The organism is Lysinibacillus sp. NPDC056185 (genome assembly GCF_047737915.1).
Classification (GTDB): domain Bacteria; phylum Bacillota; class Bacilli; order Bacillales_A; family Planococcaceae; genus Lysinibacillus.
This window is the reverse complement of record NZ_JBLLLQ010000007.1, coordinates 90,031-104,426: the sequence shown is the minus strand read 5'-3', so window position 1 is coordinate 104,426 and position 14,396 is coordinate 90,031. Positions and strand designations below refer to the sequence as shown.

At 37.9% G+C, this 14,396-nt stretch carries 13 protein-coding genes and 1 pseudogene; 7 read left to right on the top strand and 7 right to left on the bottom strand.

Translation table 11 applies throughout. The features are described from left to right. Positions 1–432 precede the first annotated feature (432 nt). Genes ACMZ42_RS09515 through eno form a run of 4 tightly spaced genes read left to right on the top strand, consistent with a single transcriptional unit; the run spans position 433 to position 5,244 of the window. The gene (locus ACMZ42_RS09515; protein ID WP_415731302.1) at positions 433–1,617 is read left to right on the top strand and encodes a phosphoglycerate kinase; all 1,185 of its coding nucleotides are present in this window, start codon (positions 433–435) and stop codon (positions 1,615–1,617) included. A gap of 36 nt (positions 1,618–1,653) precedes the next feature. Then, a complete protein-coding gene (gene tpiA, locus ACMZ42_RS09510; RefSeq protein ID WP_370081817.1) occupies positions 1,654–2,415 on the top strand; it encodes a triose-phosphate isomerase in 762 nt (253 codons plus the stop codon). Further along, complete coding sequence (gpmI, locus tag ACMZ42_RS09505) at positions 2,408–3,949, top strand: 2,3-bisphosphoglycerate-independent phosphoglycerate mutase (RefSeq protein WP_415731301.1); 1,542 nt, start codon at positions 2,408–2,410, stop codon at positions 3,947–3,949. The genes tpiA and gpmI overlap by 8 nt, the downstream gene beginning before the upstream one ends. Positions 3,950–3,951: 2 nt before the next feature. Further along, entirely contained in the window at positions 3,952–5,244 is a 1,293-nt protein-coding gene (eno, locus tag ACMZ42_RS09500; RefSeq protein ID WP_370081814.1) for a phosphopyruvate hydratase, read from the top strand. Positions 5,245–5,507: 263 nt separating this feature from the next. On the opposite strand, the gene ACMZ42_RS09495 is transcribed toward eno, so the two are convergent. Further along, on the bottom strand, positions 5,508–6,128 hold the full coding sequence (locus ACMZ42_RS09495; protein ID WP_370081812.1) for a hypothetical protein: 621 nt from the start codon (positions 6,126–6,128) through the stop codon (positions 5,508–5,510). A gap of 267 nt (positions 6,129–6,395) precedes the next feature. Between ACMZ42_RS09495 and ACMZ42_RS09490 the strand changes: the two genes are divergently transcribed. The 3 genes and pseudogenes from ACMZ42_RS09490 to ACMZ42_RS09480 all read left to right on the top strand — a co-directional run. Beyond that, positions 6,396–6,908 carry a GNAT family N-acetyltransferase gene (locus tag ACMZ42_RS09490; RefSeq protein ID WP_370081810.1) on the top strand — a complete coding sequence of 171 codons (513 nt, stop codon included), beginning with the start codon at positions 6,396–6,398 and terminating at the stop codon, positions 6,906–6,908. 169 nt (positions 6,909–7,077) lie between these two features. Further along, positions 7,078–7,494 carry a GNAT family N-acetyltransferase gene (locus tag ACMZ42_RS09485; RefSeq protein ID WP_370081808.1) on the top strand — a complete coding sequence of 139 codons (417 nt, stop codon included), beginning with the start codon at positions 7,078–7,080 and terminating at the stop codon, positions 7,492–7,494. 78 nt (positions 7,495–7,572) lie between these two features. Beyond that, a pseudogene (locus tag ACMZ42_RS09480) lies at positions 7,573–7,671 on the top strand (DinB family protein); the annotation flags it as partial. A 380-nt stretch (positions 7,672–8,051) separates the two neighbouring features. Here the strand turns inward: ACMZ42_RS09480 and ACMZ42_RS09475 are convergent. The 6 genes from ACMZ42_RS09475 to dltA all read right to left on the bottom strand — a co-directional run bounded on the left by ACMZ42_RS09475 (position 8,052) and on the right by dltA (position 14,383). Next, the gene (locus tag ACMZ42_RS09475) at positions 8,052–9,242 is read right to left on the bottom strand and encodes an MFS transporter (protein WP_415731300.1); all 1,191 of its coding nucleotides are present in this window, start codon (positions 9,240–9,242) and stop codon (positions 8,052–8,054) included. Positions 9,243–9,272: 30 nt separating this feature from the next. Further along, positions 9,273–10,088, bottom strand: coding sequence for a MerR family transcriptional regulator (locus ACMZ42_RS09470; RefSeq protein ID WP_370081802.1), 816 nt, complete (start codon positions 10,086–10,088; stop codon positions 9,273–9,275). Between the two features lie 194 nt (positions 10,089–10,282). After that, positions 10,283–11,458, bottom strand: coding sequence for a D-alanyl-lipoteichoic acid biosynthesis protein DltD (gene dltD, locus ACMZ42_RS09465; RefSeq protein ID WP_415731299.1), 1,176 nt, complete (start codon positions 11,456–11,458; stop codon positions 10,283–10,285). Further along, positions 11,455–11,688, bottom strand: coding sequence for a D-alanine--poly(phosphoribitol) ligase subunit 2 (gene dltC, locus ACMZ42_RS09460; RefSeq protein ID WP_370081798.1), 234 nt, complete (start codon positions 11,686–11,688; stop codon positions 11,455–11,457). The genes dltD and dltC overlap by 4 nt, the downstream gene beginning before the upstream one ends. Positions 11,689–11,750: 62 nt before the next feature. Next, positions 11,751–12,914, bottom strand: coding sequence for a D-alanyl-lipoteichoic acid biosynthesis protein DltB (gene dltB, locus ACMZ42_RS09455; RefSeq protein WP_415731298.1), 1,164 nt, complete (start codon positions 12,912–12,914; stop codon positions 11,751–11,753). After that, positions 12,911–14,383 carry a D-alanine--poly(phosphoribitol) ligase subunit DltA gene (gene dltA / locus ACMZ42_RS09450; protein ID WP_415731297.1) on the bottom strand — a complete coding sequence of 491 codons (1,473 nt, stop codon included), beginning with the start codon at positions 14,381–14,383 and terminating at the stop codon, positions 12,911–12,913. Before dltA ends, dltB begins: the two co-directional genes overlap by 4 nt. Positions 14,384–14,396 lie beyond the last annotated feature (13 nt).

The window sequence follows — 14,396 nt, the reverse complement described above, 5'->3', positions numbered from 1 at the left end:
AGGAACTCAGTCTAAGAACGCCACGTCCTGTGGCAACGACTGAGTGACCAGCATCATGCTGGCCCAAAGCCTCCGGCGGATGTCACGGATTTTGAAAGGAATGAATTGTGCGGGCACAATTCAAAATCCGGACGCAATTACGCCAAGGCGAAATTGATACGAAATATAAGGCGGTCATGTGACTGGTTATGTAATCGCAAGACATAGAACGTGACTTTTGCTACTATATAAGCAAGTAAAAGGGTACTTCACCATAACGTGGGTTGATTTCCGTTCTGAGCGCTTTTTTTGAAAAGGCTTATTAAACAGAATTAATCCTATGTGATGATGGATCAACTATTTTTATCTAATACAGTTAAGTGAATGATGTGAGGAGCCAAGATGGGTGAATCCAGGTAATTCATGACTAAGAACTTTGAAGGGGGTTTCTTCATGTTAAATAAGAAGACGATGAAAGATATTGATGTAAAAGGTAAGCGTGTATTTGTACGTGTTGATTTTAATGTACCGATGGCAGATGGTGCGATTACTGACGAAACACGTATTCGAGCAGCAATTCCTACAATTGAATATTTAGTGGAACAAGGTGCCAAAGTAATTTTAGCTTCTCACTTAGGACGTCCAAAGGGTGAAGTAAAAGAGGATATGCGCCTAACTGCAGTCGGTGTACGTTTAGCTGAATTAATGGGTAAACCTGTTACAAAATTAGATGAGTCAATTGGTCAAGAGGTAGAAGAAGCGGTTGCAAATATGCAAGATGGTGACATTATTCTTCTTGAAAATGTTCGCTTCCACGCTGGCGAAGAGAAAAATGATCCAGCATTAGCAGAGCAATTTGCAAAATTAGCGGACGTTTATGTCAATGATGCGTTCGGTGCAGCTCACCGTGCACACGCGTCAACTGAAGGAATTGCCAAGTATGTACCAGCAGTATCTGGTTTCCTTATGCAAAAGGAATTAGATGTGCTAGGTAAAGCATTATCTAACCCAGAGCGTCCATTTACAGCAATTATCGGTGGTGCCAAAGTTAAAGACAAAATTGGTGTGATTGAAAGCTTATTAGAAAAAGTAGACCACCTAATTATCGGTGGCGGTTTATCATTCACATTCATTAAAGCGCAAGGCTATGATATCGGTAAATCTTTATTAGAAGAAGATAAAATCGATTTAGCAAAATCCTTTATTGAAAAAGCAAAGGCGAAAGGCGTGCAATTACATATGCCAATCGATACCGTTGTCGCAAACGAGTTTTCAAAAGATGCTGAAACACAAATTGTCGATGTAGACGCTATTCCAGCGGACTGGATGGGCTTAGATATCGGTCCAAAAACAGCTGCTAACTATGCAGAAGTTATTAAAAATTCTAAATTAATCATTTGGAATGGACCAATGGGTGTCTTTGAAATGGATAAATTCGCGAATGGTACAAAAACTGTAGCTGACGCTATGGCAACAACAACTGGTTATACAGTTATCGGTGGCGGGGATTCTGCAGCGGCAGTAGAAAAATTTGAAGTTGCGGATAAAATGGACCATATTTCTACAGGTGGCGGTGCATCACTTGAATTAATGGAAGGGAAAGAACTTCCGGGAATTGTGGCATTAAACGATAAGTAAAACTGTTTAAAATAAAAAACATAGGAGGCAATAACGATGCGTAAACCAATTATTGCAGGTAACTGGAAAATGTATAAATCATTTGAAGAGGCTATCCAATTTGTCGATGCGGTACAGGACAAACTTCCTTCAAATGATAAAGTAGACGCTGTTGTTTGTGCACCAGCACTTTACCTACCTACGCTTGTGCAAGTTGCTAGTGAATCTGAGCTAGCAATTGGTGCTCAAACGATGCACTATGAAAACGAAGGTGCATTCACTGGGGAAATTAGTCCAGCTCAGCTAGCAAGCGTGGAAGTAGACTATGTTATTTTAGGACACTCTGAACGACGTGAATATTATAATGAGACAGATGAAGCGATCAATAAAAAAGTTGCTGCAGCACTAGCGCATAATATCGTACCAATTATTTGCTGTGGAGAAACACTTGAGGAACGTGAAGCGGGGACTACCGAGCAAAAGGTTGCTCATCAAATTACAGCAGCACTTGCAGGATTTGGAGCACAAGAAGTGGAGCATATGGTGATCGCCTATGAACCAATTTGGGCAATCGGTACAGGTAAAACAGCTACAGCAGAAGATGCTAACCAAGTATGCGGAGCAATTCGTGCAGTAGTGAAGGAATTATATAATGCTGAAACGGCCAATGCTGTACGTATTCAATACGGCGGTAGCGTAAAACCTGAAAACATTCAGGAATTATTATCAAAAGAACATATCGATGGCGCTTTAGTTGGTGGAGCAAGTTTACAACCAGAATCATATTTAAAATTATTGGAGGCGGCAGCAAATGCCTAAAAAGCCAGTAGCATTAATTATTCTAGATGGCTTTGCATTTCGCGACGAAACTTTCGGAAATGCAGTAGCCCAAGCTAACAAACCTAACTTCGATCGTTTTTGGAATGAGTTCCCGCATTCAACATTAACTGCAGCTGGTGAAGCGGTGGGGTTACCTGAAGGTCAAATGGGGAACTCTGAAGTTGGACACCTAAATATAGGTGCTGGACGTATTGTCTACCAAAGCTTAACACGCTTAAACAAATCTATTCGTGAAGGAGATTTCTTTACGAATAAAGCATTTTTGGATGCAATAGCACATGCTAAAGCTCATCAATCTAAGCTTCATATTATGGGCTTACTTTCAGACGGTGGCGTACATAGCCATTATGAGCATATGTTTGCACTAATAAAGCTTGCTAAACAACAAGGCTTAGACAAAGTCTTTGTACATGGTTTCTTAGATGGCCGTGATGTTGGACCATCAACAGCTTTAGGCTATATTGAAGAAACTGAAAAACAAATGAAGGACATTGGCGTAGGTCAATTTGCTTCTATTCATGGTCGTTATTATGCAATGGATCGTGATAAACGTTGGGATCGTGTAGCCCTTACGTACAATGTGCTAGTAGATGGTGTTGGTCAAACAGCTGACAGCGCGGCAAGTGGCGTAGCGGCATCATATGAGCATGATGTAACAGATGAGTTTGTTATTCCATTTAGCGTTCAAGAGCAAGGAAAAGCAGTGGCAACAATTGACGATAATGACGCTGTTATTTTCTTCAACTTCCGCCCTGACCGTGCAATTCAACTATCTAAAGTGTTTACAAATAGTGAATTTGATGGCTTTGCTTTATCAGATAAGCAACCAAAGAATTTAAAATTTGTATCATTCACACACTACAGTGATGAAGTGCATGCTCAAGTTGCGTATGAAAACGACAACTTGAAAAATACGATTGGTGAAGTGTTAGCTTCTAATGGCAAAACACAGCTTCGTATTGCAGAAACAGAAAAGTATCCGCATGTTACATTCTTTATGAGTGGTGGTCGTGAGGAGAAATTTGAAGGGGAAGAGCGTATTTTAATTGCATCTCCAAAAGTTGCAACATACGATTTAAAACCTGAAATGAGTGCTTATGAAGTAACAGAAGCATTGCTTGCAGAGATTGCGGCCGATAAATTTGATGGCATTATTCTTAATTTTGCTAACCCTGATATGGTTGGGCATAGCGGAATGTTAGAGCCAACAATCAAGGCCATTGAAACAGTCGATGAATGTCTTGGTAAAGTAGTAGATGCACTCCTTGCAAAAGGTGGCGCAGCTATTATTACAGCTGACCATGGTAACTCTGATGAAGTTCTTACTTTAGAAGGGGCTCCAATGACAGCTCATACAACAAATCCTGTTCCAGTAATTGTGACAAAACCAAATTTAATGTTAAGAAATGGTGGCATTTTAGCCGATTTAGCGCCAACCATGTTAGAATTATTAGAGGTGTCACAACCTTCTGAAATGACAGGTCAATCATTAATTGAAAAAGAGGAGAATTAATTATGCCATTTATTACACAAATTTATGCGCGCGAAGTTTTAGACTCACGTGGGAATCCAACGGTAGAAGTTGAAGTATTTACAGAATCAGGCGCTTTTGGACGCTCAATCGTACCATCAGGTGCATCTACAGGTGAATATGAGGCAGTAGAATTACGCGACGGTGACAAATCTCGTTACCTAGGCAAAGGTGTATTAAAAGCAGTTGAAAATGTAAACACAATTATTGCTCAAGAGCTAGAAGGTAACTACTCAGTTCTTGATCAAGTAGTCATCGACAAAGCTTTAATCGAGCTAGATGGCACAGAAAACAAAGGTAAACTAGGTGCCAACGCCATTCTAGGTGTATCAATGGCAGTTGCACATGCTGCGGCAGATTATTTAGATGTACCTCTTTATCAATATCTTGGTGGATTTAACGCAAAACAACTACCAGTACCAATGATGAACATCATAAATGGTGGCGCTCACGCTGACAACAACGTAGACATTCAAGAATTCATGGTAATGCCTGTAGGAGCAGAATCATTCCGCCATGCATTACGTATGGGCGCTGAAATCTTCCACAACTTAAAAGCAGTGCTTAAAGCGAAAGGCTATAACACAGCTGTAGGTGACGAAGGTGGTTTCGCACCAAACCTTGGTTCTAACGAAGAAGCCATTACTGTAATTTTAGAAGCAATCGAAAAAGCTGGCTATAAACCAGGTGAAGAAGTAAAACTTGCAATGGACGTTGCGTCATCTGAATTATTCAATAAAGAAGATGGCAAATATCACTTAGACGGTGAAGGTGTTGTCAAAACTTCTGAAGAAATGGTTGACTGGTACGAGGAATTAACTGCTAAATACCCAATCATCTCAATTGAAGATGGCTTAGACGAAAACGACTGGGCAGGACACAAATTATTAACAGATCGCATTGGCGCTCGCGTACAATTAGTAGGCGACGATCTATTTGTAACAAATACGAAAAAATTAGCGGCAGGTATTGAGCAAGGTGTTGGTAATGCAATCCTTATCAAAGTAAACCAAATCGGTACGTTAACAGAAACATTCGAAGCAATCGAAATGGCAAAACGCGCTGGTTACACAGCAGTTATCTCTCACCGTTCTGGTGAATCTGAAGATGCAACAATTGCTGATATCGCAGTTGCTACAAACGCTGGTCAAATTAAAACAGGTGCTCCATCTCGTACAGACCGCGTAGCTAAATACAACCAACTTCTTCGCATTGAAGATCAACTTGGTGCAACAGCTGAGTACCTTGGTTTAAATTCATTCTATAACTTAAAATAAGCTATTACTAAGTAGCTTTACTGGTATCGCCTCAAAAGTATTTACATACTTTTGAGGCGATTTTTTGTTGTTGGTTGGGGTAGATTTTGGCAAAGTGATCGGGTAGCGTAGGAAAGTGATCAGGTAACCCCGAAAGCTGCTCGGGTAAGGCGAAAAAGTGATCGGGTTCCAAAGAGAAGTGTCAGGTACCGAGAGAACCGCTCAGGCAGGATAAAATTCAAACTATGATTAAAACTTCACCTTAGATGCTCTTGAAATTAGCTTTAATTAGATTCATTATGAATTTTTAATTTTAATAAATACACAAGACGGACATCATCTATCATTTTCTTTACTTCATTCTCGTCCTGCAAGTCATATGTTTGTAAAGAGTTTCCTTTTGATTCTCTGTATACAGCCAATACATAAGTTTCATTTAATTTTAATTTTACGGTTTCATCTCCAAGTGCAGAGTACCATCCACTAACAATACCTTCAGTGGATTGAATTTTGTCGATTTTTTGAGGGAATGATTTAACACTTGGTGCATAAAGAAAAGCAAATGATTCAGCATCATCATTCTTTATTATTCCAAACCCAATATTACCTTTCTCTACTTTGTTTGGACTTTGCCCATAAGATAGTGTCATTAGTGAATCAGATTCCAATTGCCCATCCTTGTAACTTTCAACCCAAAGATCAACCCAACTTTTATCAGCATTATTTAATTTGAAATTATAGTCAAATAGTATACCTAAATTTAAATCTTTGAAAGTACTCACATATTTAGAATCAGTATTAGTTGAAATAGTCGCTGATTCTGTATCATTTTGATTAGCACAGCCTGAAAGAAATGACAAAAATAATATTGATAGGATACTAAAAATTAAATATTTATTTCTCAAAAAAACAACCTCACCTTTTATAAATTTGCTGCCTTTAATAAAAAAGGCAAATTGCTCTATAGATTATTATTCGACAAAAATTGGTAAAGTCCTTGAAATGCTTTTACTGGGATGGATGTGTTTATTTCATTTATATACGATAAACCAGAGAAAATGGATCTACTCTTCTGAAAGGCAATGCAAGTGCAATGTTTAGTCCGTTATTATATATTTAATTCAAAACATAAATTACATATAGGGGAAAACAATACTGAAAGGAGAATTACGATGAAAATTTTTGAAACTGAACGACTTACCCTTCGCTTACAAACAACAGATGATGCGGATTTTATCCTTGAGTTAATGAATGATCCTTCATGGTTGCAGTTCATCGGTGATCGCGGATTGAGAACAGTAGAGGATGCATGTGAATATATAGAAAACGGACCAATTCGCATGTATGAGCAATTTGGATTTTGTCTTTATTTAGTTGAAAGAAAAGAAGATCAAACCCCCCTTGGAATTTGTGGTTTAGTTAAAAGAGAGTCGCTAGAAGATGTGGATATTGGCTTCGCTTTTCTACCTAAGTATTGGGGAAAAGGATACGCCTATGAAGCAGCCTCAGCAACATTGGCATATGGTATTGATATACTAGGGTTAAATCGTATTGTAGCTATCACAACTCAAGATAATGACGCTTCAGCCAAGCTACTTGAAAAAGTAGGTTTGAAGTTTGAGAGATTAATCCAGTTTTCCGATGATGCTGATGAACTTAGACTTTTTTCATTTGACTCCTTTTAGCAAATGTCTTTTGTAGCGACAGCAACAACACACGACTTAGTGACCAACATCGTGCTGTCGCTTCGCTTTCACACAAAAAACATTTGTTTGCCAAAAGCCTCCGGACGCAATTATGCCGAGGCATAATTGATTAGTCACTTAAAATTATTATGAAAGCAAAGGTGAGCATGTGAATATTAGAGAAGCGAATGAATTAGATTACCCAGAATTAAGAATAATCTATCTGGAATCGCGGCGTAAAAATTTCCATTGGGCTGCTTTAGAAGAATTGACTTTAGACGATTTTGATAAAGATACTATAGGAGAGCATATAATTGTAGCGGAAGAGGACCATCATATACTTGGATTTGCTTCATTATACTTGCCAGATAACTTCATTCATAATTTATTTATTCATCCAGATTTTTTAGGTAAAGGTGTAGGGGGTCACTTACTAAATGCCTCCATTAAAAAAATGAATAAACCGTTAAGATTAAAATGTGTATCCGAAAATCACAAAGCTTTGAAATTTTATGAGAAGAATGGTTGGAAGAAGGTAAATGAAGAAGGGGATAAGGAAAAATATTGGGTTATGATATATGAATAACGGATTAAGAAGGTCTTGAAATAACCTTCAAACAAGAGGGGCTTCGAGTTCATTTGTAACGAAGAAGAGGCCAGTAGCATGAATTTTAATATGAAGGAAGCTATTGAAATTCTGGAGCGTACACCGCAAACGTTGGAGTATTTTTTGATTGGATTATCAGATGGTGGCTGTTGCTGCCGCTTCGCTTTCGCACAGAGCAAAGCTTCCTGGGGGCGTCCAATGAGCCGCTTGGGGCAACAGATGTTTTTTGCGCGAAAGCGTAGTGCTAACGAAGCGTCAGTAAAAGGGTTTCATTCTGTGCGAAAGCGTAGTGCAACGAAGCGACAGCAACAGCACGATGTTGGTCACGAAGGCGTTATCACAGGAGGTGATGGTTTTAGCCTTCGTTCCTCTATTGCTAATCCCCAAGGAGTCGCCCAGTCTCCACTCCAATCAACTTTTCTACATGCTATGCGTTTAATAAAATATCATCTCTAACTTTCTATGGTGAAGCAAGTTAAAATGAATCCATGTAAGAATAACCTTTCCTTAATTGTTTTTAAGGAAGGGTTATTTTGTTAAACATTACATTTCGTTTGAATAGAACTTTTTTGATCTAAATGATAGCTGATAAATGTTAGCGATGAGGCAACGATTGCTACAATTCCCCCGAACCAGGATACATCAATAAGTTTCATATTCGTTGTGACAAATCCTCCAAGAGTTGAACCAATTGCAATACCAATATTTACAGAGACAGGAGTTAACGATGAAGCTAAATCTTTCGCAGATGGATAGTGCTTATCCGCTAAATCAATAAAATACAATTGCATGGTGGAGTTCATTGTATATACAATAAGGGCTATAAAAGATATGTTCAACAGTCCAAAAACAATGGACGTTGATGAAATATAAAATAACCCAAGAATCACAGCTTGTATAAGAAATATATATCGAAGCTTGCCGATTCCATTACGCGTTACCAATTTTCCACCTATTATCGTACTAAAGATAGATACTACCCCGTAAAGCAAGAATACTAGACTAATAGATCGTTCCGGGACAACTAGTACGTCAAGTAATAGAGGGGTTAGATAAGTGTATACGGTATATGTAGCTCCGATACTTAAAGCTGGAATAAAGAATGCTATGATAATACGCGAATTAGTTAATAAGCCAAGTTGTTTATTAAAAGAGCTTTTTGCTCCTATTAGTCCTTTAGGTATTGTAGCAGAGCTAGCAATGAACGAAATAATTCCCAAAAGGGCGGTAAACCAAAAGGACATTCGCCAGCCGCCTAATTGTCCAATATAGGTACCAATCGGCACTCCAATTACACTAGCTATAGTAAAGCCGGTAAAGATGATCGAAATAACAGGCCCCCTCTTTTCAGTTGGCATTACCTCGCTAGCGACTGCCATTGCAAGTGCAATTAAAATCCCTGTCACAACAGCTGTAAGTATTCTCGATACAATAAGTAGCCCATACGTTGCCGATAAAGCGGATAAACTATTACCTGCAATAAATAGTACGATTAATGTAAGCATTAGCGGATACTTTGAGAATCGACTGGATATTGCTGTTAAAATGGGCGTGCCGATTGCAAAGGATATGGCGAAAGTAGATACGAGAGCGCCAGCTGTAGAGATGGAGATATTTAAGTCGGTTGACACTTCGGATAGCAGCCCGACAATGACAAATTCACTCGTTCCAAGGACAAAGGTCAATAAAAATAAATTTAAAGTCAAAAGCTTCTGATGTTTAGTCAAAGCAATATCTCCTTCCTTACCATTCAAAAATTAAGCTCTTTCAACAGCAATCTGAACTTCTGCAACGTAGGATTCTGGATTGTCTAATTTTTTATGAGGAATGCAGATTTCACGGCGAGGTTCATTGTCCTTCAAGCGATATCCATTTCGTTCAATCCATAATGCTAACTCTGTACTTGCTGTGCAGCGGCTTGTTGTCGAGCAATGATGGACAAGTGTGGCCATCATCGGAGCTTCTGGCAATCTTTTTACTGTAAAAGGGGGGGAACTCGGTATATCGAACGTCAACGATCGAGCTACCTCTATATCAATGGCATCCTCACACTCTTCACAGCCATGCCAAAGTACCATTTGGGACAAGGAAGAATGCCCAGAGACTCCTAAATAATCATCCAGCTCTTGAAACATCTCAGGGATTTGTCTAAACGATGCTTTTTTACGATAAGACAATACGAGCTGTGGCTTAATTTCTTTTAGAACGACATCAAGTGAAGCTACATCTTTTCCCTCGTTCTCGATATTACACAGACTTTCCTTTATGCGAGCCAGTCTAGCGTTTTCGGCATCCAAAATGGATTGAATCTCATTTTGCTTAATTCTGAACATACCTCTAATTTGCTCAAGAGAGATATTCTCTCCCATCATTTGACGAATTTGCTCTAAGGAGAACCCCAATTCTTTGAACGCTAAAATACGATGGATTTGAAACATTTGGTCAGCTGAGTAATACCGATATCCCGTAAATTTGTCAGTATAAGCAGGCTTAAGCAAATTCAATTGATCATAGTAACGTAATGTCTTTACAGATACTTGGCTAAGCTTTGAAAACTCGCTAATTTTAAACATCGATTCATCTCCAATACTTTTTTATCCTATTGTCTTTATGAGTATATCTGTCCAGTTAAGGGGAGAGTCAAGGGAAATATAGAGGGGTTGTTAGAAGAGGGTACCGGAGGGATATTGATTGCCATAAAAAAAGACAGTCTTCAGTGATTAACACTTTAGACTGTCTCTACGTTCTTTAAATGAGAACAATGCAATTATTTCTGTGCCCAATATTTGTCTAGTTCTTGGTCTAGATATACCCAGCCCTTCCATGCGATATGAATCGTATCCATTATGAAATAAGGATCATAGTCATGGCCTGAGAAATCAACATATGGAACATCATTTTTAGTCAATATCTGATCCATTTTTTCGTAATATTTTTCACGGCGATCCGCAGGATATTCAGTGTAGTCATACCAATGACCATTTACTGGAATAGAGATAAATAGCGGCTTTGCACCAGCATCTTTTAAAATATCAATTACAAGCTGTAAATCCTCATATTCGGGTGAAGTCGTATAATCTTCGTTTTTGCGCATTCCTTCAAACTTTTTAATATTAGCATTTACAAGACGTTTATAAAATTTGTTTTCAATCATTAAATCATTGGAAACACGTTTCTCGCCATATTTCTCGGCATTTTCTATTTGTTGCTCGAATGTTTGGCCCGCAACTAGTTTGTCATTTCTTTTTAAGTTACTTCCTTCTCGAGGGAAGAGCGAGTAATATAAATCTTTTTTCTCTAAAAGTGCCTTTTGGACATGACCAGCCATCAGGGCAAGTCGTCCGATGATTGGTTTTTCCTTACCGCCAGATAATTTATATTCATAAATTGTTTTAAGCAGCTCATCTCGATTAACAGTATCGAATTCAAGAAGGCGTTTCATTCCTCGATTTCGAAGATCTTCGTCAATGTCCTTATTGTATGCTAAATCATAAGCATGCAACATCGAATAGTTAGGAGAGAAGTGTAATTCATTCATTCCCTTTTTCGTAAACCATTGAGGAGAAATGATGAAAACAATTTTCTTATCCTTTAAATTCTTTTCCTGTGCAGCAAAGTTTAAAAAGTGTGTAATAGACTGCATTCCACCACGCCCGACCATAAATGTCGTATACGGAGCATCTGTAGCCCGAGTATAATTATAAGGGTGGAAAGGATCGAAACGATTTAATTCTGAGGAGCCATATAAAGGCATAGTTTTAGGCTCCTGTAACATTCGCTCCTGGAAATACATCCCTTGGAACACTAATGGAGACATACTTGTCTTTGCCTGCTCTACATCTTCATCTGAAATCCAAGCTTTTATCCAGGAATTAGGGAAGAATATCAAGGCAGCAAAAAGAGCAAAAGCAATTAATATTGATAGAAAGCCTTTCTTAATCATTGTCTTTCAGCTAATTCCGCTACAATACGATTTGGCGTGTTCCATTCCTCACGGTTGAAATCAGTAATTGGCACTGAGATATTAAAGCGGCTTTCAATTTCCACTAATAAATTAATTGTACCGAATGAATCAAGAAGTCCTTCTTCAAATAAATCGATATCTGGGTTTTCTAAAATGATATCGTCCTCGCATAACTCTACTAACATTTCTAAAACTTGTTGTTTATCCATATTATAAATCTCCTTTATTGTTTAGGCTGCGGTATTCATAAAAACATGAACAGAGCCATTAATTAAAATAATGTTCCTGAAAAAATATAGAAACCAAAGCAAATGGCATTAAACGTAATAAATACGCCGATTGCATGAGTCCATTTATTTTTCGGCCAAATCTTGCGCTTCTTATTCCAACGTTCAAATTTATCGAAACAGATAATTAATAAGGCATGGTAGAGACCATAGACAATATAGTGCAATTCTAAACCGTGCCAAATACCCATTAAAAAGAACAGTAAGAAGAAGCCAAGATAAGAAACTGTATATTTGTTTTTAATCCATTTTTTCTTAGTCATCCAAAGCACAAAGCGCATATAAACATAATCCCTGAACCAGAATGAAAGACTCATATGCCAACGATTCCAAAAGTCTTTAATATTGCGACTCGTGAATGGACGGTTAAAGTTAATTGGCGTTTGAACACCCATAATGCGACTAACACCAACTGCAAAAGCACTATAACCTGCAAAGTCAAAAAATAGATAAAAACTATACATATACATATACGCTATTTGCCCTTGAAAAGGTGTCAAATAGTTATAAGTTTGATTTGGTAAATAAATAAGTGTGTAATTGTATATTAAATAAGCCAAAATAAATTTATATAATAAGCCTACAAATATATAATTGATCCCACTTAACAGTAGCTTTTGATAGTCTTGACCAGACGGCACTGTGTGCATATCTTTATAAAAGCGTCTCCAACGATCAATAGGTCCCGAAGTTATTGTTGGGAAGAACAGTAAGAAATAAGCAAGCTCAACTACTGAAATTTTATCCTTAATTAAGCCATCACGTGTTTCTAAAATCATTTGTACCGATTTAAAGGTAATATAGGATACCCCTAAAAATCCAAATAAATTATTAAGGCCAAGCATAGGCAGAACCTTCACAAGTACAAGTGGCAAAATGGACAGCAGTACAGCAATTACGAATACGGGCGTGCTATTCTTCTGTGAGCGATATTTTTGGTAAACGACAATTAATAATAACTGAAATACTGTAAATAGTATAAGAGAAATTGAGCCATGCGGGGAGTTACCAAAAATAAGAGCTAATACGATAATCGAAATAAAGATATTATAGCGTTTAGCTGATTTCCCACGTAGTCCTAAAATAATGGTTGGCATTAATAAAATACCAATGATGATGAAAAAAATTATATTTCCATAAGCCGTCATACTGTTTCCATAACCGCCAATCCTTTACGATCAACTTTACCGTTAGTATTTAAAGGTAAAGTGTCAATGTATTTGAACGTTTTCGGAATCATATAAGATGGTAAATACTCTGCTAACAATGCTTTAAGCTGCTTCGTCATTTTGAAGGCAGAGTCCGTCAATGGCTCGCGAAGAACAACAAACGCACTTAGTGAAACAATTTCACCATCTTTTGAAATAGGTATAACAACACAGCTAGCAACAGCTGGAAGATTGCCAATTTGTTTTTCAATCTCCTCGATTTCTAAACGATAACCGTGCAGTTTTACCTGAAAATCTTTACGTCCAGAAAAGAACAAATAGCCATCTTTTTCATAACCAACGTCCCCAGTTTTATAAATACGTTGATCTCCTATTGTAGGAAACGCTTTAAGTGTTAAATCAGGTGCCCCAAGATAACCTGCACTTACAGTCGGTCCAGAAATAATAATCTCGCCATCTTCTTGCAAGGATAGATTAGGCTCAGATAGAGGAGCGATTGGTAATTGGTCAAATTGCTCCAAAAGTTCCTTTGTTACTTCTACATAAGATACGGCAACGGTTGTTTCTGTAGGACCGTATAAGTTAAAAATAGAAGCTTGTGGGAAGCGTTGCATTAATTCTTTCGATACGGATACTGGTAAAACCTCTCCGCAGAATAAAAACGTATTTAACGAAGGCATTAACGCTTGATTCCATTCTTTGTTCATTAAACATATCTTCGCAAAGGAAGGTGTAGAAGTCCAAACGCGAATACCAGATGAAGCTAATGACTCAAATAACGCTTTTGGATTAGCAATTTGCTCTTGCGTAATTGCGTAAAGTGTTTGCCCACTAACGAGTGCAGGATATAAATCCATCACAGATAAATCAAAGGAATAAGGCGCTTGATTTAGAAACACACCAGATTCCTGTAGTGGGAAATGTTCATGCATCCAAGCAACAAAATGTGCTAAATTATCGGCTGTAATTTGAACACCTTTTGGCTTACCAGTAGAACCAGATGTGTAAATAATATAATGAATTTCTTGATCCTTAACCCATGTTGAAGGCTCTGTCGAAATGCTAGTAGCTTGAGCAACTAAATCACTTACTTCCACTACAGGGACTGATTGGTTCGAGCCTAATGCTTCAGTTTTTAGTAGTAAACAAGCCTGAGAAGCTTCTATTATAATTTGTAACCTTTCAGACGGTGTAGAAGAATCAACTGGTACATACGGATGACCCGCCTTTACAGCTCCTAAAAAGGCAACGATTTGTAAAGGGGACATATGCCCGTAGACGACGATTGGTTGTTGTCTTTTTAAATCAAGAGCCATTAAATACTGTGCTACACAATCAGAAAGATGCCAAAGCTCACCATACGTTAAGGAATCACTATTAGTTTGATATGCAGTTCGATGAGGATGCTGTTGTGCCACTTTTTGAATAGCCTCTAAAATACTTAACATAGTTTATATCTCC